Here is an 18,991-nt window from a genome sequence, read left to right as displayed (position 1 = left end):
GTGCGACGACGGAGTACCGAACAACAGCCGTGAAGCTGACCCACGTCGAGGTGTCCGATTTCAAGGGCGTCTCCTCGCTGGCGTTCGACCCCGGCCAGGTGACGGTCCTGACGGGCCGGAACAACTCTGGGAAGACCTCGCTGCTGGAGGCGACCGAGATCGGAATCGATCCGACGCGGATCGAGCGCCACAGCGAGCGCGTGGAGTCGCTGATCGCCGCCGGCGCGGAGTCTGCGGAGATCACGCTGGAGTACGAAAGTGAGGGTGAGACTGGGCGGCGCGAGGTGGAGATGTGGGTTCCGGAGAGTGTGGACGAGGGTGCGCTCGTGGCGGATCTGGTCGCTCGTCACGAATTCCGGAGTCTAAGCTACAGAGTAGCATCAATCGTCGACGGGGTCGAGTCGGAATTGGGCGAGGAGACGGTCCTCGATCTAATGGGTGTCGTAGAGAAGAACGTCGAGTCGGGGCTCAGAGAGCAGTGGTCTGACGCCGTTTCGACTCGATCAGTTGCTCTCACAGTCGACGACAGCTCGCATACGTTCTTGTACGTCGAACAGACGCCACAGGGGTTCGTCGAGTCAGTAACAACAGCCGCCATCTCGGAGATCACAGCGGAGATAGCAGACGCGACCGCTATCGAGAGGAGCGCAGTTCCGGAGAACTTCGGCAGCATGATCGAATCGCCGCTCGAGGCTCTTCTTCGAGAAACTCTCCACGATGGCCACCTGTTCCCAGACGACCCGGAGTCGATTGGCACCGTCGGTCTCCGCGACGACCTCGCGCTCACCGCGGAGGATGTCGATTTCGGCGAGAACGGCGCGGCAGTACGACTGTCGGACATCGAGGAGTACCTGATCGACAACGGACTCGTCGACAACCTCGACACGCTCTCGCTGGACCAGATGGTGTACGAGGAGGACGGCGAGAAGTACCAAGTCCCCTACGAGTTCACCGGAGAGGGGTTCAAGACGCTCGTAGGGCTGTTGTGGGAACTCTGGGCGGACACCCCGGAGCTACTGTTACTCGAAGAGCCGGAGACGAACATGCACCCGCGGTACATCCACGAGTTCGTCCACTGGTTCGTCGACGTGGTGCGGGACCGCGACGTGCAGGTGTTTCTCACGACACACGACATCGACGCGATTCGGTCCTTCTTCGACTTCGTGGAGCCGTCACAGAAGGCGTTCTTGCGCGAGGAGTTCCGGCTGGTCCAGATGGACCGAACCCTGCCGGAGTCGTACGACTACGACGAGGCGGAGTCGTTGTCGAAGGAGATGCAGACAGACCTACGTGGGATGTGAGCGGCGTGGCGACGCGGGAACGGCAGGTGATCGTCGCGGAAGGGGAACGCGACACGACGTTTCTGGCGGCGGTGTTCGCTCCGACGGGTCGGGAGGTACGTGTCGTCGATATCGAGAGCAAGCCGATCGATCCACTCTACCGGCACGAGTCGAACGAACTGTCGAAGTTCGAGGCGTGAGGGCGGTGTGATCTGTTGATGAAGTCGGAGGGTGGACGGCCGAACGTCGAACGGGTGTTTCCGTCGCTCGTCGGCGATCTCTGTCGGATGGGTGTCGACGGAACGTTCCTGCTCGATCTCGACGGTGACGACCTCTCGACGTTGGTCGAGACGCTGAACACTCGGTTGGGTGACGCCACAGTCGGGCCAGACGCACGGCTCGTTACGGACGGCGAGACGATGCGGTCGGAACACCTGCTCGCGCGGGAGTACAGTCTCGTCGCGGACGGAACGAGCGTGTCACGACTCACTGTGCTCGCCTTCCGAGAGAGTCTGGAGCACGCGGCCGGCATCGACAGAGACGCCGACGGCCCGGACGAACGAGACGAGAAGGCGCGTGCACTGGCAGACGACGAGCGGGTGCGAACGGCAGTCGTCCGGGCAGTGCTGTGAGTACACTGTGAGTAGTCACCGCTCGGCTACTGGCCGTATTCACACACCTCACAGAACCCGAGGAGCTTTGTCGGGGGCGTTCGAGCGCTCGGTATGGAGATCCGACCGGCACGGCGCGGGGACGCCGAGCGGATCGCGGCCGTCGCCAGAGAGACGTGGCACGCGGCCTACGGCGACGTGTTGTCGGCCGGCGCCATCGACGCGACGGTCGACGAGTGGTACGCGCCGGCGTCGCTCCGCGCGGCCATCGACCGCGAGACGGGATCGTTCGTCGTCGCGGAGGCGGACGACGAGACGGCCGACGAGGTCGTCGGCTACCTCCAGGCCGACTACCGGGAGTCCGTCGGCAACGTCGTCGTGAGTCGAGTGTACGTCCTCCCGGACTACTGGGGCGAGGGTGTCGGAACGGCGATGTTGGAACGCGTGGCGACAGAGTTCCACGAGGCGGGCTACGAGCGCGTCTCGGCGGTCGTGCTCGCGGACAACGAACTGGGGCGAGTGTTCTACGACGCCCGGACGTTCGAGGAGGTGGGACGCCAGACGACCACTCTCGGCGGCGAGGAGTACGACGAACTGATCGTCGCGGCGGATCTGGCGGAGTTGGCGGATACACACGAGCGAGCCGGGTGACTTTTCGTCTCGGCGCGTCCCCGTCGGAGTGTGCACTTCCCGGAGTTCGAGGTGATCCCGGCGGTCGACGTGAAGGACGGCGAGACGGTGCAGCTCGTCGGCGGTGACCCGGAGACGGGGACGGCCTACGGCGACCCGGCCGAGACGGCCCGCCGGTGGATCGACGCCGGCGCGGAGACGCTCCACCTCGTCGACTTAGACGGCGCGTTCACCGGCGAACGGGTCAACGACACCGCGCTCGACAGGATCGTCGACGCCGTCGGCGACGACGTGAGCCTCCAGGTCGGCGGCGGAATCAGGACCGCAGACGAGGCGGTGGCGTTGGTCGACGCCGGCGTCGACCGAGTGATCCTCGGCACCGCGGCCGTCGAGACCCCGGAGATCGTCGGCGAGATCGACGACCGCCGGGCGGGCACGGTGACGGTGAGTCTCGACGCGAGAGACGACGAGGTGGTCGTGTCGGGGTGGACGGAGACGACCGGGCTCGACCCCGCCGAGGCGGCCGCCCGCTACGAGGACCGTGGTGCCGGCGCGATCCTGTTCACCGACGTGGACGTAGAGGGGCAGCTCGCGGGCGTGAACACGGACGCGGTTCGGGCCGTGACGGAGGCGGTCGAGATCCCGGTGATCGCCTCCGGCGGCGTGGCGAGCGTCGACGACGTAGTCGCGCTGCGTGACGCCGGTGCCGCGGCGGTCGTCGTCGGCACTGCGCTGTACGAAGAGCAGTTCACGCTGAGCGAGGCGCGTGCGGCGTTGGAGTGAACTGTACACCGACGACCGTCCGGGACTGCCTCGCCCGGCCGAGCACAACCGTCAGGTAGCCCCCGCCCGGAGTCCCGAGCGTGACCGACGACGACACCCCCGCCCCCCGCACCGCGAGCGTCCTTCGCGAGACCGCCGAGACGGAGATCGAAGTCGATCTCACCGTCGACGGCGACGGCGACGCGGACGTGTCCACCGGTATCGGCTTCTTCGACCACATGCTGGACTCGTTCGCCAGACACGGACTGTTCGACCTCCGCGTCGAGTGTGACGGGGACCTGGAGATCGACGACCACCACACGGTCGAGGACGTGGCGATCACGCTGGGCGACGCCTTCGACGAGGCGCTCGACGACCGCGTCGGTGTCCGGCGGTTCGCGGACCGCCGGGTGCCCTTAGACGAGGCGGTCGCGTCCGTCGTGGTGGATCTCTCCGGCCGCCCACACGTCGAGTTCCGTGGTGAGTTCTCACAGCCGACCGTCGGCGAACTCACGAGTGACATGGCGCGACACTTCGCGCGGTCGTTGGCGACGAACGCCCGGGTGACGCTCCACGCGGAGATCGAACGAGGGGAGAACGCCCACCACGAGGTCGAAGCGTTGTTCAAAGCGCTCGCCCGGACGCTGGACGACGCGACGCGGCGCGACCCACGCCGGTCGAACGCGCCGAGCACGAAAGGGACGCTGTAGCTCGACTGCGGCGCGACACTGTAACCGAACTACGGCGCGACGCCGACCGTCACGAGCGTGCCGAACTCCCGGTAGCGTTCCACCATCGCCTCGCGGGTGTCCCAGTTGTCCGTGGGGAACGCCTCCGTCGCCGGAATCTCCGTCTCCCGGTCCGGGACGTTGCGTTGGCTGGCGACGTGGAGTCCGGCCTCGCGGAACGCCTCGCGGTACTCCGGCCCGCTCCAGCGAGTCATCTCCACGTCGATGTTCTCCTGCCAGTCGTGGCTGTGGACGTTCTCCTCGTAGTAGTTGACCGCGATGTGGACCGTCCCCCCAGGGACGAGCACGCGCCGGAGTTCCCGTAGCGTCTTGACGGGGTCGGAACTGTAGTAGAACGCCTCCATCGAGAAGACGTGGTCGACGCTGTCGTCGGCCAGCGGGAGGCTGCCGAACTCGCCGACGGTGACGGACAGCGTCTCGGCGCCCTCGCTCTGGTTGTACGAGCGGGCGTTGCCGGCCATCTCCGGGGCACCGTCGAGTCCCACCCCGTGGCTCAGCTCGTGTGTGTCCGCGAGGGCACGCAGCGCGTAGCCGCTGCCGGTGCCCAGGTCGAGCACCCGGTCGCCGTCCTCGACGGGCATCGCAGCGAGCACGTCTCTGGCGGTGTGCCAGTGTCTCTCCTCCATTCCCCGGTCGCGGCCGTCGGCCGCCCAGGCGTCGAACTCCTCTCTGACGCTCACGGTCGACATACGGCGGCCACCGCCTAAGTCCGACGGTCTCTGCGGCCCGTAGGTTTAGGTTCGAGACCGTCGTAGCAGTGTGTATGGAGGTCCGCGACGCCGTCGAGACGGACGCCCCCGCCATCGCGGAGATTGCAGACGCCCCGGCGGACGCGATGCGCCGAACGATCCACGACCGGACCGTCCGGGTGGCTGTGGCGGACGACACCGTGAGCGACCCGAACGCCGACACGAGCGACGACGAGACGCCGCTCGTCGGCTTCGTCAGCTTCGACGCCACCGACGGGACGGTCCACGTCACACAACTCGGCGGGACGGAGGCCGCCTGCCAGCAGCTGCTCGGCGAGCCGATGCGGTTCGCCGCCGGCGAGGGGATGGCCGTGGAACTGCTCGTGGTCGACGGTGACGACACGGCCCGTCGGGCCGTCGAGGACGCGGGGTTCGACCGGATCGGCGCCGGTCCGCGGTTCGACGGCCGGGCGACCACCCGGTACCGCACGGAGTCACCGTAGCTCAGTACGTCTTGGCGTAGTAGGCCGTCCGGACCGCCTCTTCCCCACAGACGGCACAGTCGTCCTCGGAGCCGCCGTGCCGGTCGTCGTCTTCGGGGAACGGCACCATCACGATCTCGGCGGCGATCTGGTCTTTGATCTCCGCCTCACACGCCTCCTCGCCGCACCACGGGGCACGGACGTAGCCGCCGTGGCGACCGATCGTGCCCAGGATCTCGTCACGGCTCTCCGCTTCCCGGACGCCGTCGTCCAGCGTCTCTTCGGCGTCCGCGTACAGCTTCGCGTACACCTCGTCGAGTTGGCTCTCCACCTCGTCGTGGACGCCGTCGCGGTCCAGCGTCACCGTCTCCCCGTCCGGTCGGTGGACGGCCGTCACCTCGTCGTCGGCCACCTCGTTGGGGCCGACCTCCAGCCGCAGCGGGACCCCTTTCAGCTCCCACTCGTTGTACTTGAACCCGGGATTACGCGTGTCGCGGTCGTCCAACTCCACCCGGACGCCCGCCTCGTCGAGGTCGTCCGCGAGCCCCTCGGCGTACGACAACACCTCGTCTTTGGTGTCTGCCTGCCAGATGGGGACGATCACGACCTGTTCGGGCGCGATCGTCGGCGGGAGCACGAGCCCCTGATCGTCGGCGTGGGTCATGACCAACGCCCCGAGCGCGCGCCAGGACAGCCCCCAGGAGGTGGTGTGGGCCGTCTTCTCCGCCTCGTCCTCGTCGGCGTAGGTGATGTCGAACGCCTCCGCGAAAGAGGTACCGAGGTAGTGCGAGGTGCCGCCCTGGACGCTCTTCCCGTCGGGCATCAGCGCCTCGACGGTCGTCGTCGTGTCGGCGCCGGGGAACTTGTCGTGGTCCGGCTTCTGGCCCCGGAGCACCGGCATCGCCAACACGTCCTCGTACAGCGACTCGTACTGGTCCTGCCGGGTCGTCGTCTCGTCCCAAGCGTCTGCCTCCGTCGCGTGGGCGGTGTGGCCCTCCTGCCAGAGGAACTCCTTCGTCCGGAAGAACGGCTTCGTCTCCGTCGCCTCCCAGCGCACGACGGAACACCACTGGTTGACCCGCATCGGCAGGTCGCGGTGACTCCGCACCCACTGCGAGAGGTACGGGTTGATGATCGACTCGCTGGTCGGTCGGACGGCGAGCCGTTCTTCCAGCTCCTCCGTGCCGGCCTCGTCGACCCAGGCCACCTCGGGGTCGAACCCCTCCACGATGTCCTTCTCGCGTTCGAGGTAGCTCTCCGGGATGAACATCGGGAAGTAGGCGTTCTGGACCCCGGTCTGCTTGAACATCCCGTCTAAGTGCGCCTGGAGCCGCTCCCAGAGGGCGTACCCGCGGGGTCGGGTGACGACGAACCCGGACATGTTGTCCGGGCCGTAGCTGACCAGGTTCGCCTTCCGGACGACCTCCGCGTACCACTCGCCCGTGGCGTGTTCCTTGCTCTCCGTGATCCCGAGCTCCTGCGCGTCGGAGCCGTCCGTCTCACTCATACCCGGCTGTATCCCGGAGTGGATATAAAGACGGTGTGTCAGTGTGACCGACCGTCACGACGCACCGCTCCCCGTCACTCCCCGCCTCACCCTCCCGTTCCGTCTCGTTCCGTGTCGCTCCGTGTCGCAGACGACTCGCACGCGGCTCACACATGGCTCACACTCGACTCACACTATGCCGGGCTGACAATCGAAGACCGCCCCGACTCTGAGGATCGATCTCTCTCGAAACCCGGGGTCGACCCGCCAAGACGGTGGTTTGTCGATAGGTGACAGTTCCACCCGGCCACAAGTGTTTTGAGAACGCGTGTGTGTACGAACTCACATGGCGAGAGAAATTCGCGTCACCGTCGACGACGACGAGGTGTTCGAACGGATGCGCGAACGGAAGCAGGCGTTGGATCTCTCCTGGGAGGAGGTGCTCCACCGCGGACTCTCCGACGAGTCGCGAGCGGACCTCGACTTGGACGAACAGATCGAGCGTCACGTCGGCCAGCGAATCCGGAACTCGCTGGAGAGCGCCTTCGGCGGGCTGCCCGAGCAGCCGCCGGACGGTCCGGCGCCGGGCGGCAACGCCCCGGACCCGCCGGGCGGCGTCGACCCAGCCGGCACGGCGACGCCGGGCGACCCGACGCCAGGCGCCGGCGGGCCGGCGCCGTCCGCGCCGACGGAACTAGACGAGACGGTCGAGCGCTTGGAGTCGGCCGAAGACGCCCTCCTGACGTTCCCGTTCCTCGACGACGACCCGCGGAACACGGTGCCGCTGCGGGTGGATCTGGAGACGAGCGCCGACGGGCTGTCCGTCGAGGTGGTCGCCGTCCGGACCGGGCGCAGCGTCGCCGACCGCAACCGTTTCGAGCGCGGTGCCCGCCAGAGCGTCGCCGAGTCGTTCGCCACCGGCGAGACGGCGCGGCTGACGCTGGGCGACGGCGCCGAGTCGTACGCGGTGGTGCCGGAGCTGGCCTGGCGGACGGCGGAGGGCGACCCGACCGTCGCCGAGGTGACGATCCGGGAGGTGGTGTTCGGTGACTGACGAGACGGCCGTGTTCGACCTGTTGAGCGACGAGACCCGGGTGGAGACGGTGGCGACGCTGGCAGCCGCCGGCGACGGACTGCGCTTCTCCGACCTCCGGCGTCGGGTCGGGGCCCGCGACTCCGGACGGTTCAACTACCACCTCGGCCGGCTCCGCGGCCGCCTCGTGGAGAAGCGTGGCGACCGTTACGTCCTCACGGAACGGGGGGAGCACGTGGCTGCCGCCGTCGAACGGATCGAGAGAGCGTCGGCGTAGCTGCGACGAGAGTGGGACGACGTACTGCGGCGACGGGGTGCCCGGCCGCGTGGGTGTGACGACCGGCCGTCGCCGCAGCCGTCGAGAGGGGTGGGGTGTCGGGTGTGTGGGCGCGCGGTCGAAAGTCGAACTGCGGCCGTCGTGGGGTGACCCTCGGGTCCTGGCGGACCGGTTCGCGCGCCCAGTTATCGGTTACGCCGGGGTGAAGTTAAAGCTGCGTCAGACGTATGCCGTCCGTCAGACGCCGGCGGGACAACGCTCTTGTCGGCGGGCGGCGAGCCGTCCGGTATGGAGGGAATCGGGCCGCCGCTCGTCACCCCGTTCGACGAGGGCGGCGACGTGTCCGAGCGCCGACTCCGCGAACTCGTGTCGTGGCTGGAGACCCGTGGCGTGGACTTCCTCGTCGCCTGCGGCTCCAACGGGGAGGCGGAGCTGTTGACCGCCGACGAACGAACGCGAGTGATCGAGGTCGTCGCAGACGCCGCGAGCGTGCCCGTCGTGGCCGGCACGGGCCACCCCGGGCTGCGGGAGACGCTGGACGCGACCGCCCGAGCGGCCGCCGCCGGCGCCGACGCCGCACTCGTCGTCACGCCGTTCTACTACGAGCACGACCAGGCGACCCTCGCCGACTACTACCGTGCCGTCGCGGACGCCGCCGAACTCCCGGTGTACCTCTACTCCGTGCCGAAGTACACCGGCGTCCGGCTGGCGCCGGCGACGGTCGCCGACCTGGCGACCCACCCGAACGTCGCCGGCATGAAAGACTCCGCGGGCGACGTGGGGTCGTTCACTCGGACCCGGCAGCGGACGACAGACGCCGACTTCGATCTCCTAGTGGGCAGCGGGAGTGTGCTCGCGCCGGCGCTGGACGCGGGCGCCGCCGGCGGGGTGTTGGCGCTGGCGAACGTCGCCCCCGCGGCGGCGACGGACGTGTACGAGACGCACGCCGACGACCCGGCGGCCGCCCGGGCGGCGGCGACGGAGCTGGTCGAACTCAACCACGCCGTCACGGCGACACACGGCGTCGCCGGGCTGAAGTACGCCATGCGCCGACGGGGGGCGCCCGCGGGCTACCCACGGCGCCCGCACGGCCCCGTCGACGAGGCGGCGAAGACGGCACTCGACGAGCTGCTCGACACACTCGAGAGCTGACTCGGGGCGCGGTCAGCGGAACGAGTCCGCGTCGACCGTCAGATCCGACGCGATCCACCCGTCCGTGTTGTCCGACTCCAGGAGGACCGTCCGGTCGGCGCCGGCGTCACAGGCAGTCAGCGTCGGTGCGTCCCGGTTCTCGGCGTCCGGGCCGTCCGCGTCCCGGTCGTCCGCTCGCCCGGCGTTCGTCGTCATGGCACGATTTAGGCGAGCCTAAATACTTGAGCGTTCCGGGTTTCAGTCGTCGTCTGCCGGACCGTCTGCCGGGTCGTCTGCCGGACCGTCGGCGACGGGGCGCTCGTCGGCCAGCGACTCCTCGGGCGGGGTGGCGTCGACGACCGCGAGGTCGAGTCGACGGCCACGGCGGTCGTAGGCCTGCACGTCCGACTCCTCGTACGGCGGGGTGGCGACGAGCACGGCCGCGGCGAGGTCGTCGGTCTCCGACACGCCCTGGCGGCCGGTCGGGTGTGAGACGAACAACGCGGCGCCGCTCGGGCGGCCGATGTCGACGCCGAAGACGGCCGAGACCGACGCGCCGGCCTCCGGGAGGTAGAAGTGTGTCAGTACCGGTTCCGTCGGCTCCAGCCCCGGTGCGCCGTCTAGGTCGCCCGCGGCCGTGGCGTCCAGCGCCACCGTGACGCCGTCGGGATCACGGGTCGCGGCCCGCTCGCGGAGCACCGACAGCAGTCCGCGGGTGATGGTGACCACACACACACTGCGTGACCGGGACGGAAACCCGTGCCGGTTTCCCCTCACCCGAGCAACGACTTCACCGTCTTACCGTACAGCGACAGCGTGTTGCTGCGCGCGACGGACAACGCCTCTTCGGTCACCTCGCTGGCGCGCTCGTGGACGCCCGGCCCGTGACCGACGACGACGTGTTCCGGCCGGAGTCCAGAGAGCGCCGACCGCGGGGGCACGAGCCGCAGCATCGGGTGGACGCCCAACTGCTCGTCGTTCGTCACCATGTACTCGGTGTTGCCGAGCGCCTCGGCGACGTACAGCGTCCGCGACGACTCGAACGACAGCGCGACCTCCTGCCAGGGAGGGAGCGAGGAGTCGCGCACGCGAATCGCCCGGACGCCGTCGGTCAGTTCCTCGCCGAACCGCTCGACGGGCGCGTCCAGTTCCGGCGCCACGCCCGTCATCCAGTCGGCGACGTAGACCGGTACGTCGTGTCGACGGGCGACGGCCGCCGAGTCGCGCTTGTGACGGTCGAGTCCGACGACGACGCCGGCGACCTCGCCGTCCAACTCCGCGAGCAGGTCGTCCACGCCGGGTGCGTCCACCGGGTCGAGCACCCACACCTCCCCGTCGTGGACGACGGCGTGGCTCGCCCGTTGCATCTCCTCGCCCGGGTACGCCAGCCAGCCGACGCCGTGGTCGTGTCGGTCGATCTCCTGTAGCTCCGCCGTCCCGCTCCCTTTCATCGGCATCGGCTCCCAGTACACCGTCCGAGCGTATAAGCGACTACTTCGCCGGCGACGGCGGTCGCGTCCGTCACCGAGCGACTGACGGCGCTGGGGCTCGTCGGGTGAGCCGTGTACTCGACACTCCTCCAGGTGTCCGGGGTCCAGATCGCCGGCGGACTCCTGTTGCTGGCCGTGCTGTCGACGCTGTTGGCCAACACTGCCGCCTACTACGTCACCGGCGAGATAGAGCTCCCTCGGGCGGCCGTCCCCGGCGTGGCGATGGCGCTCGCCGGAATCGCCTCCAGTGTCCTCCCGATCCTCGTCACCGTCCTCCTGGCGCTCGTGGTCGACTCGCTCGCCGTCAAGGTCGCGTACGGCCTCGACAACCGTCGCACCGCGATGGTGACGACGATGCACTTCACCCTGATCGTCGTCGTCGCGTACGTCGTCAACAGCGCGCTGGCGATCTATCAGTCCGCCCCGGCTTAGGTCAGCACAACGCTATAGCAAGAGTTATATTTGTCTGTTGTGGACTAGCGTCCACACATAAGCGACCGAAACAACTCATGTTCGGGGGTCTCACGACGGCAGACGCTGGCGGCGGTGACGGGTGCGACGGTGTCCGGGCTCGCGGGCGTACCGACGACAGTCGTCGGCGACAGCGGCCGGAAGAAACGGGTCACTATCCTCGCAAGCGGCGACGAGAGCCGTGAGACCGTGGCGGTCAGCAAGCAGTGGTACCGCCACAAGGAACGGGCGATCACGGTCAAAGAAGCGCTGAGCCGGCAGCAGCTCGGACGGGGGAGCATCCACTCTGTCGGAATCGAGTCCAGTGACACCGCGGTCGGCGACCTTCGCGGGAAGCGCATCCGCGTGGCTGCCGACCCGGAGGGTGACGTATCGGCACTGGATGCGGTCCCAAGTTCTGTCGAAGGAATCCCGGTTCGGACTGTCGAAGCGGAACGGCCCAGACAGACGGACTGTTACAACAGTCGCCGGGACGATGTGGACGGTGACGGCGAGAGTGAGTTCCTCGGCGGAATGGCGTTCGAGGGCATGAAGAACATCAAGAGTAGCCAAGACACCGTCGAGGCTGGGACACTCTGCTGTCCCGTACAGTACAACGGTGGGAGATACATGCTCACTGCTCGCCACGTTATCAGTGGTGACGTGTGTAACAGGCCAGGACTCACCGAGAGCGACTACGGATGGGGCCGAGTCGGAAACAACAGTGACTCAGTGACGCCTTTCGGCTACGTCGCGGCGGCGTTCACCAGCTACGATGCCGCGCTCTTGACGCTCACATCCTCGGACTTGCAGGACTTCAGCCCCAGGGTCTCGGCCGAATCGGGAGCGGAAGTCGTCGGCCGGGTAACCGGTGACGGAATCGACACACTGGCGTCGTATCCCGCTGCGACAGTGTACAAACGAGGGCGGAATACGTGCGCGACATCCGGTGTTATCGTGTCTGCGAGGCTGACGTTCAGAGACAAGTGTGGACTCGGTACTCCAGTCGACGAACTCGGTCAAGTCCGCACGTCGGCGACCCAGAAGCAGCGTGACTCCGGTGGTCCGGTGTATCACCGAATCAACAACTCGTCCGGCACAGACGAACTCTATCTACTGAATATGGCGACGAGAAACTACGGGGAATACAAGTACGCCCAGGGCTCCTCTGCAGACATTCTGCACAGACAGGAGGGGTTCGACTTCGGTAACAGTAAGTACTACTGACACAATCACATGAATCTCCGTCGTACCGTCTCTCGATCAGCTGGAGCCCTCAGCCTCGGAACTGCGGCAGTCGCAGGGTTGTTAGTGCTAATCGGCGAATTGCATCTATCTTTAAATGCATACTACGGTAGAACGTCGATGAGCTGGGCCGAGAACTATCTCGGTTTTCTCGCCGGTACGAACAGTCCTACGCTACTGCTTCTTACAGCTCAACTTCGGATTCCGCTCGCAGTCGCGTTCGTCCACGCAGTCTGGAATCGAAATCTCACACTGGTCACACTGTCTGGATTCCTCGCAACGGCCGAATCGGGAGTCGCGGCATATCTTCCCCCATCTCTGACACCACTGGCGAAGCCACTCTGCCCGGTGTGTACCGTCTCTAGCTTCGGCATCGAGTTTCCAGTGTGGGTACTGATCGTCGCTGCTGCGTTACTGTGCAACTCGGCTGAGCTACTGACACGAGAGGAGGACACCAGACCGGTCGACAACAAACACCACGGTACAGATGGAGTCACCGACATCCCACTCATCACCACGAAGCAGCACGCGGGGCGTCTCCTGGCGAATCTATCTGGGTACACGCTCGTCGTCTCGTTTCTGGGTATCGCTACGGTGTCTTCCCCGATCGTTGGGGCCTTCCCGAACGTTAGTGGAATGGCTGCGGTTGGACTCGCCATCTGCGCGCTCGTGTTCTACGAGTTCGTTGCGACGAACGCAGCCTTCGGCCTCGCCGCCATCACAGCTGTCGTGTGGCACGCCGGGCTCGCAGCGCTCCAGTACGACACCGCCATGTCGGAGTTTCTGCTCTCGACCGCGACCCTCCTCACTATCTCTACGACGGGGCTCCTCTACGCCAAGTGGCGGGGGCGCGTACAGAGGCACCGCTCGACGCCTCAGCCCTGAGCCGACTCCATCAGCCCTCGCCGCCGGAGCGACGCCGCCAGGTCGGCGTACACGTCGGAGGCGTCGTCGGTGACGCCCGGCGGACTCGTCGCCAACGCCTCGAAGTCGCCCACGAGCGTCAGCCGTCGACGCGCCCGGGTGAGCGCGACGTTCAGCCGGCGCGGCCCGACCCCGGCCGTCGTCAGGAACCCCGTCCGGCCGTCGTCGTCCGTCCTGACGAACGAGACGATCACTGCCGTCCGCTCACCCCCCTGGAAGGCGTCGACGGTGTCGACCGCGACGCCGGTGACGCCGGCGTCTGCCAGTCGTTCCTCGACGACCGTCGCCTGGCCGCTGTACGGCGTCACGACCGCGATCTCTCCCGCCTCCAACCCCGCGGCCAACAGTCGCTGCGTCTCCTCGACCACGACCGTCGCCTCGCGGTCGTTGGCGTACGACTCCCCGACGGCGCGTTCCTCCCCGTCCGTCTCCAGCCCGATCAACGGCCGGCGGTCACCGACCGTCCGGTCACGGGCCGCCGGCGCGGTCTCCAGCCGACCGTCGTAGAACGCCTCGCTCGGGAAGGCGGCAATCTCCGGGTGCATCCGGTACTGTCGCCCCAACAGCGTCGCCGCCGTCCGCCCGTACCGTTCCAACAGCGTCTCGAACAACGACGGCCGGAGTCGTTCGTGGCCGTCCTCGCCGGGCGCGTACGGCGGCAGCTGTCGGTGGTCCCCCGCCAAGACCAGCTTCTGGGCGCAGTCCAACGGGAGCAGCGTCGCCGCCCGACTCGCCTGGGTCGCCTCGTCGACGACCGCGAGGTCGAACCGATCCGTCTCGAACGCCGCGGCGGCGTTCGTCGTCGCCCCGACCACGTCCGCGGCGGCGACGCTCGCGTCCGTGTACTCCCGAGTGACGACCGGGTGGTCGCTGTTGCGGCCGATCCGGGCCAACTGGAGGTCGTCCCGCTCGGCGGCGGCGTGGAGCGTCCCCGGTGCCGGCGACGCCGGCGTCGACTCGCCCGCCAGGAGGTTGTCGACCGCCTGATTGGAGTGGGCCGTCGCCAACACCGTCTGGCCCTTCTGTACCGCCGCGAGCACGACCGCCGTGAGCGTACGGGTCTTCCCCGTCCCCGGTGGGCCGTGGATCAACGCGAGGTCGTCCGCGCCGTCGGCCCACACGAGCGCGTCCCGTTGGTGGCGGTCGAGATCCACCCGAACGTCCGGGAGGTCGTACCGGTTCGCGGAGAACGTCAGGGACCGCTGTCCGGCGACGAGCGCCCTGTCGTCCGGCGTCGCCCGGACCGACGACACCGCCGACAGCCGGCGCTCGAACGGGACGGGGTTGAGCACGGGCGCGAGCCACAGCCGCACCCCGTCGGCGAACCGCCGTCGGACCCGGTCGGTCGCCCCGTCGACGGCCGCCCAGTCCGGCTGGAGCGTGACGTACGGGTCCTCGACGGCCGTCAGGTCCACCGGGAGCGGGAAGCCGTCGCCGCCGCCGTCCGCGAGACACCGCGTGTCGGCGTACAACCCCTCGCTCCGGAGCTCCGTGCCGTCGCCGTCGCCGACGTACCGGTAGCGAACGGCCCCGTCGGCCGTCGGCGCCCGCACGTCGTCGGCGAGCGCGAACGGGCCGACGGCGCCCCGCCGTCGCTCTGCCGGTGCGCGCCGCTCGTAGGCCGTCCGCGTGGCAGCCCGCTCTCGGTCGCGGGCCCGCCGGACGGCGTCGGCGACGGTGTCGAACAACGCCTCCGGGTCGACCGAGTCCGTCGGCGGGAGCCGCCGTGGCGGCAGGTCGTCGTCGTCGACTGTCGTCGCCACGCCCGGTCGCTCGTCGGGCAGCCAGAACCGGAGTCGTCGCCCGAGCACCGTCCGAGCGTGGTCCGTGGCGTCGGTGAACCGTACGGTGCCGGAGACGCCGAACCCCGTGTCACGCCACCCCACCTGGCCGCTGTCCGGGCGGTAGACGACGTACTCCCGAGTGGGCGTCGGCGTCTCCGCCTCGAACAACGGGACGGCGTAGCCACTCGGATCGTCAGTCTCCACCTGGAGCTCGTCGAGTGCGGCCTCCAGCGCCCCGACCACGTCCGTCTCCGGGTGTCGCTCCCGGTCCGCCTCGGCCGCGAACAGCCGCGCGTCTGCGAGACGCCACGTCTCCACGAGTTCTTCGATCATTCGACCCGCGTCGCTCCGGTCCCCCGAGTGTTAACTGCCGTGGTGCGACACGGACGCCCTGCTCGTCACCGCTCGCCCGTCGGGCTGGCCCGCAGACGACCGACGACCGTCGGCCACGCCACCACGAGCGCGACCGCCGCCGCGGCCGTCGGGATCGTGGCGGCGACGCGCAGCCAGACGGTGTCGGCGAACAACCCCAACACGACCGGCACACCCCGTTCGACGACGGTCGCGGCGTAGACGAACGGGACGCCGGCGACGGCGAGCCCGACGGCGGCGCCACCCGGGCCGACTGGCGTCCGGTCGCGGCCGCGGAGCCGCCAGACGAGGTAGCCGCCGGCACCGCCGCCGACGGCGACCGCCGCGCCGACGGCCGTCGGCTCGCTGCCGCGTGCGAGCCCGGCCGCGACCGCGACGACGCCGACGACCGCCGCCAGGAACGACACCCGATCCGGTCGCGGACGCAGCCCCGGGCGGGCGAGCCGGGCACACCCCCACAGCGTCACCAGCCCCAGAACCGCCCCGCCGACGACGTCGCCGACGGTGTGGAGTCCCAACACGACCCGCGAGCCGCCGACGGCGACGACGAGCGTCGCCGCGACGGCCCGACGACGACGGGCGGTAGCGACGTCGAGGAACGACGCGAGTCCGCCGTACACGGCCGTCGCCGCCAGCGCGTGGCCGGATGGGAACCCGTAGCCGCCGTCGGTCGCCGCGTCCCGGAACGCCCTGGCGAACGGGTCGGGGAGCCACCCTGGCGCCGTCGCGACCGCGGCGCCCGGCGGCCGCGGGACGGCGACGACCGCCTTCGCCGCCAGCGACACCGCGAGCGCCGTCAGCGCGACGCCGACCAGTGACGCCGCCACGGCTCGGGGGTCGCCCGCGAGTCGCGGCGCGAGCCAGTAACCCAGGCTCAACAGACAGATCAGGAACCAGGCGTCGGCCAACTGCGTCACGAGCGCCGCGAGGACGGCGAGCCACCCGTTGTCGCCGGGAGTCGCGCCCGGCACCACCCCGCCCGCGGCGGTCGCGTCGAACAACACCACGCCTGCGGTGGCCACCACGACCGGTCACCTCCGCCGTCGGATCTCGTCGACCGCCCGCCGCGGCAGCCCCAGGAAGTTCAAGCCGAGTCCAACGACGACGAACAACGTGTACAGCCCCAGCGTCGACAGGAAGAGGATCACCATCGCGCCGATGGCGAACCAGCCGTCGAGGAACCGGAAGGCGGCGACCGTCATCACGGTGCCGTACAGCAGCACGAGGTACGGCCCCCACCCACGGGCGCGGCGGCGTGTCGTCTGTTGGCGGACGTACCGCTTCAGCTCTGCCTCCAGAGTCGGCTTCTCCACCGTCCGGTCGTCCAACTGCTCGACGGACTCTCGGAGGTCGTCCAACCCCTCGGCGAGCTCCGCGAGGTCGGGCGCCTCCTCCCCGCGTTCCGGCTCCGCCGCCGGCTCGTCGCCGTCGGCGGCTCCGTCGTCGGTGGTCATTCGTCTCTGGCGAGGCGTGGGTCTCCCTTCAGACTGCCGAAACGCGGCGACGGCGGCCGCTCGGCTCACTCCCCGGCCGCCAGCTGGTAGACCCGCAGCGCCGTCAACAACGCCGTGACGAGCAACGCGGTCGTCACCGCGAGCACGAACCCCAACACGGCGAACCAGCCCGCCTCGCCGACGACGGGGTAGCTCCGGCCGCCGCCGACCGGCCCCAGGAGTTCGAACACACGGACGAGGTAGACGACGACCGCCAACGCGAGTCCGACGACGACACCGACCAGCGCGTTGCGCCGCACGTCCAAGGCGGCCATCAGGCCGCCGCCGGGCGGACGCTCGGGGACGTTGCTGTCACTGCTCACGTCCGACCGTCGGACGGCCAACGGCAAAGCGTCGTCGCTCCCGCGCGACCCCGTGACCCGCCGGCCCCTCGTTCGCCGCCGTGCCACCGCCGCCACCACACGACTCTCTTGCGGTCTACCCCCCGAATACGGATTGCGGACGGAGGTACACTTATAATAGAGGCGTGTCGTAAGACGGTACGTATGGCAGACGACAACACGGTACACCGTCGACGGTTCATTCAGGCGACTGGCGCCGCCGGAGTCGCGGCTCTGGCCGGCTGCTCTTCGGAAGGCGGCGGCAGCGATGGTGGCGGAGAATCGACCGAAGGAACGACGGCCGGCGACAGTGGTGGCGGCGGCGGCGGTCCAGACGCGCTGATCGTCATCGGCTACCCGGAGGACGGAACCCAGCTGTTCCGGGACTACTACGGCGTCAGCGACGGCGAGGAGGAGATCCTCATCCCGGACGGCCTGCGCGACGGCGCGCTGCCGGCGCAGGTCGGCAACGACATGGCGAACGTCACCGGAACCGCGCCGGCCGCCGGCGGTCCCGCACAGGAGGCGTTCACCTCCAAGTTCGAGGACGAGTACGGCGAGGCACCCGGCGTGTTCACCTCGCAGTCGTACGACTCCGTCGCGGTCCAGCTGCTGGCGAACGCCGCCGCCGGGGAGAACTCCGGTGGCGCGGTGAAAGACCAGATGCGCCGCGTCGCCAACCCCGGCGGGATGGAGGTCACTCCGGACAACCTCGTCGAGGGGGTCGAGGCGGCCGCCAACGGCGACGACGTGAACTACCAGGGCGCCTCCTCCGCGGTCAACTTCGACGAGAACGGCGACCCGGCGTCTGCGGCGTACGCCATCTGGACGTTCGCGGGCACGGACGAACAGTCCACCAACACGGAGAACGTCCAGCAGTTCGAGGGCGCCAACCCCGAGGGGAACGGTCCGTCGGCCGACAGCGGTCCCGGCGGTCTCGGCCGCGAGATGAGCGTCGGTATCCTCCTGCCCGAGACCGGCAACCTGGCGTCCGTCGGCCAGCCGATGATCCAGGCCGCCGAGCTCCCGGTCCAGGAGGTCAACAACGCCGACGTGGACCTGTCGGTCAACGCCCAGGTCGAGGACACCGAGACCTCGCCCAACGCCGGCACCTCCGCCGCCAACCGGCTCGTCAACGCCGGGGTGCCGTCCGTCTGTGGTAGCGCCTCGTCCGGCGTGAACGTCCCCGTCTCCGAGTCCGTGTTCATCCCGAACGAGGTCGTCGGCTGCTCGCCGTCGTCGACGGCCCTGTCGGTCACGAACCTCGAAGACGACGACTACATCTTCCGGACCGCGCCGTCCGACCGCCTCCAGGGTCGCGTGATGGCCAAGGTGGCGTCCGACCGCCTGTCCGCGTCGTCCGCCTCCACGCTGTACGTCAACAACGACTACGGCCAACAGCTGTCCGAGCGGTTCTCCGGCGTGTTCGAAGACACGTTCGACGGTGAAGTCTTCCGCCAGGTCGGCTACAACCAGGGCTCGTCGTCGTACACCTCGGTGGTCCAGGACGCGCTGTCGCCCCAATAACCGACCTTTTTCCCCCTCGGGTGAGCGCGCTGCGCGCGCTCACCACTCGGGGCAAAAAGGTCGATCAAAAAGGCGCTCGCTCGGTCGCTCCGCTCCCTCGCTCGCGTCCGGATTCTAGTGCTGTAGCGCCCCGCGACCGCACGGCACCGCCACCGCACCGCGACCGCACCGCGACCACGTTCGATTTGACCTCTAGCGATTGCACCGCACGGAGAAGTTCCGTCGAGCAATCGTC

At 68.8% G+C, this 18,991-nt stretch carries 23 protein-coding genes; 14 read left to right on the top strand and 9 right to left on the bottom strand.

The genetic code is table 11. The annotated features are described in order from the left end of the window. Positions 1–29 precede the first annotated feature (29 nt). The 6 genes from RYH79_RS14160 to hisB all read left to right on the top strand — a co-directional run bounded on the left by RYH79_RS14160 (position 30) and on the right by hisB (position 3,993). Positions 30–1,301 (top strand): AAA family ATPase, encoded by a 1,272-nt coding sequence (locus tag RYH79_RS14160; RefSeq protein WP_370900210.1) that lies wholly within the window; start codon positions 30–32, stop codon positions 1,299–1,301. Positions 1,302–1,306: 5 nt separating this feature from the next. Then, positions 1,307–1,480, top strand: a complete 174-nt coding sequence (locus RYH79_RS14155) for a hypothetical protein (protein WP_370900208.1) — start codon at positions 1,307–1,309, stop codon at positions 1,478–1,480. A gap of 18 nt (positions 1,481–1,498) precedes the next feature. Then, positions 1,499–1,912 (top strand): hypothetical protein, encoded by a 414-nt coding sequence (locus RYH79_RS14150; RefSeq protein WP_370900206.1) that lies wholly within the window; start codon positions 1,499–1,501, stop codon positions 1,910–1,912. 93 nt (positions 1,913–2,005) lie between these two features. Next, a complete protein-coding gene (locus tag RYH79_RS14145) occupies positions 2,006–2,542 on the top strand; it encodes a GNAT family N-acetyltransferase (RefSeq protein ID WP_370900204.1) in 537 nt (178 codons plus the stop codon). Between the two features lie 30 nt (positions 2,543–2,572). Next, positions 2,573–3,304 carry a 1-(5-phosphoribosyl)-5-[(5-phosphoribosylamino)methylideneamino]imidazole-4-carboxamide isomerase gene (hisA, locus tag RYH79_RS14140; RefSeq protein WP_370900202.1) on the top strand — a complete coding sequence of 244 codons (732 nt, stop codon included), beginning with the start codon at positions 2,573–2,575 and terminating at the stop codon, positions 3,302–3,304. Between the two features lie 80 nt (positions 3,305–3,384). Further along, positions 3,385–3,993 (top strand): imidazoleglycerol-phosphate dehydratase HisB, encoded by a 609-nt coding sequence (gene hisB, locus RYH79_RS14135; protein ID WP_370900200.1) that lies wholly within the window; start codon positions 3,385–3,387, stop codon positions 3,991–3,993. 29 nt (positions 3,994–4,022) lie between these two features. On the opposite strand, the gene RYH79_RS14130 is transcribed toward hisB, so the two are convergent. After that, positions 4,023–4,712, bottom strand: a complete 690-nt coding sequence (locus RYH79_RS14130) for a class I SAM-dependent methyltransferase (protein WP_370900908.1) — start codon at positions 4,710–4,712, stop codon at positions 4,023–4,025. 83 nt (positions 4,713–4,795) lie between these two features. On the opposite strand from RYH79_RS14130, the gene RYH79_RS14125 reads away from it, so the two are divergent. Further along, entirely contained in the window at positions 4,796–5,224 is a 429-nt protein-coding gene (locus RYH79_RS14125) for a hypothetical protein (protein ID WP_370900198.1), read from the top strand. A gap of 1 nt (position 5,225) precedes the next feature. On the opposite strand, the gene proS is transcribed toward RYH79_RS14125, so the two are convergent. Beyond that, positions 5,226–6,710: a proline--tRNA ligase gene (gene proS, locus RYH79_RS14120; RefSeq protein WP_370900196.1), complete on the bottom strand. Its 1,485-nt coding sequence runs from the start codon at positions 6,708–6,710 to the stop codon at positions 5,226–5,228. A 325-nt stretch (positions 6,711–7,035) separates the two neighbouring features. Here proS and RYH79_RS14115 point away from each other — a divergent pair, with 325 nt between their 5' ends. The 3 genes from RYH79_RS14115 (at position 7,036) to RYH79_RS14105 (ending at position 9,151) form a co-directional block, all read left to right on the top strand. Then, positions 7,036–7,743 carry a hypothetical protein gene (locus tag RYH79_RS14115; RefSeq protein ID WP_370900194.1) on the top strand — a complete coding sequence of 236 codons (708 nt, stop codon included), beginning with the start codon at positions 7,036–7,038 and terminating at the stop codon, positions 7,741–7,743. After that, complete coding sequence (locus RYH79_RS14110; protein ID WP_370900192.1) at positions 7,736–7,999, top strand: DUF7347 domain-containing protein; 264 nt, start codon at positions 7,736–7,738, stop codon at positions 7,997–7,999. The genes RYH79_RS14115 and RYH79_RS14110 overlap by 8 nt, the downstream gene beginning before the upstream one ends. 288 nt (positions 8,000–8,287) lie before the next feature. Then, positions 8,288–9,151 carry a dihydrodipicolinate synthase family protein gene (locus RYH79_RS14105; protein WP_370900190.1) on the top strand — a complete coding sequence of 288 codons (864 nt, stop codon included), beginning with the start codon at positions 8,288–8,290 and terminating at the stop codon, positions 9,149–9,151. A gap of 12 nt (positions 9,152–9,163) precedes the next feature. Here RYH79_RS14105 and RYH79_RS14100 read toward each other — a convergent pair whose 3' ends face one another. From RYH79_RS14100 to RYH79_RS14090, 3 genes are read right to left on the bottom strand one after another with little or no spacing between them, the layout of a single operon-like run. Next, complete coding sequence (locus RYH79_RS14100) at positions 9,164–9,346, bottom strand: hypothetical protein (RefSeq protein WP_370900188.1); 183 nt, start codon at positions 9,344–9,346, stop codon at positions 9,164–9,166. 42 nt (positions 9,347–9,388) lie between these two features. Further along, positions 9,389–9,859, bottom strand: coding sequence for a JAB/MPN domain protein-containing protein (locus RYH79_RS14095; protein ID WP_370900187.1), 471 nt, complete (start codon positions 9,857–9,859; stop codon positions 9,389–9,391). Positions 9,860–9,903: 44 nt separating this feature from the next. Next, positions 9,904–10,587, bottom strand: a complete 684-nt coding sequence (locus RYH79_RS14090) for a hypothetical protein (protein WP_370900185.1) — start codon at positions 10,585–10,587, stop codon at positions 9,904–9,906. A gap of 105 nt (positions 10,588–10,692) precedes the next feature. Between RYH79_RS14090 and RYH79_RS14085 the strand changes: the two genes are divergently transcribed. The 3 genes from RYH79_RS14085 (at position 10,693) to RYH79_RS14075 (ending at position 13,200) form a co-directional block, all read left to right on the top strand. Beyond that, entirely contained in the window at positions 10,693–11,052 is a 360-nt protein-coding gene (locus RYH79_RS14085; RefSeq protein ID WP_370900183.1) for a DUF7473 family protein, read from the top strand. Between the two features lie 129 nt (positions 11,053–11,181). Next, complete coding sequence (locus RYH79_RS14080; protein WP_370900181.1) at positions 11,182–12,297, top strand: chymotrypsin family serine protease; 1,116 nt, start codon at positions 11,182–11,184, stop codon at positions 12,295–12,297. A 138-nt stretch (positions 12,298–12,435) separates the two neighbouring features. Continuing rightward, positions 12,436–13,200: a hypothetical protein gene (locus RYH79_RS14075; RefSeq protein ID WP_370900179.1), complete on the top strand. Its 765-nt coding sequence runs from the start codon at positions 12,436–12,438 to the stop codon at positions 13,198–13,200. On the opposite strand, the gene RYH79_RS14070 is transcribed toward RYH79_RS14075, so the two are convergent. The 4 genes from RYH79_RS14070 to RYH79_RS14055 all read right to left on the bottom strand — a co-directional run bounded on the left by RYH79_RS14070 (position 13,191) and on the right by RYH79_RS14055 (position 17,211). Beyond that, positions 13,191–15,356, bottom strand: coding sequence for an AAA domain-containing protein (locus RYH79_RS14070; RefSeq protein WP_370900177.1), 2,166 nt, complete (start codon positions 15,354–15,356; stop codon positions 13,191–13,193). The genes RYH79_RS14075 and RYH79_RS14070 overlap by 10 nt on opposite strands. Before the next feature lie 65 nt (positions 15,357–15,421). Further along, complete coding sequence (locus tag RYH79_RS14065; RefSeq protein WP_370900175.1) at positions 15,422–16,420, bottom strand: phosphatase PAP2 family protein; 999 nt, start codon at positions 16,418–16,420, stop codon at positions 15,422–15,424. Positions 16,421–16,426: 6 nt separating this feature from the next. Then, a complete protein-coding gene (locus RYH79_RS14060) occupies positions 16,427–16,849 on the bottom strand; it encodes a hypothetical protein (protein WP_370900173.1) in 423 nt (140 codons plus the stop codon). Between the two features lie 65 nt (positions 16,850–16,914). Continuing rightward, on the bottom strand, positions 16,915–17,211 hold the full coding sequence (locus RYH79_RS14055) for a DUF7536 family protein (RefSeq protein ID WP_489753355.1): 297 nt from the start codon (positions 17,209–17,211) through the stop codon (positions 16,915–16,917). 183 nt (positions 17,212–17,394) lie between these two features. On the opposite strand from RYH79_RS14055, the gene RYH79_RS14050 reads away from it, so the two are divergent. Beyond that, positions 17,395–18,756: an ABC transporter substrate-binding protein gene (locus tag RYH79_RS14050; protein WP_370900171.1), complete on the top strand. Its 1,362-nt coding sequence runs from the start codon at positions 17,395–17,397 to the stop codon at positions 18,754–18,756. The last annotated feature ends 235 nt before the right edge of the window (positions 18,757–18,991 follow it).

Origin of the sequence: Halobaculum sp. MBLA0143, from assembly GCF_041361465.1 — an archaeon.
Taxonomy (GTDB): Archaea; Halobacteriota; Halobacteria; order Halobacteriales; family Haloferacaceae; genus JAHENP01.
This window is presented reverse-complemented; position numbering and strand designations above follow the sequence as displayed.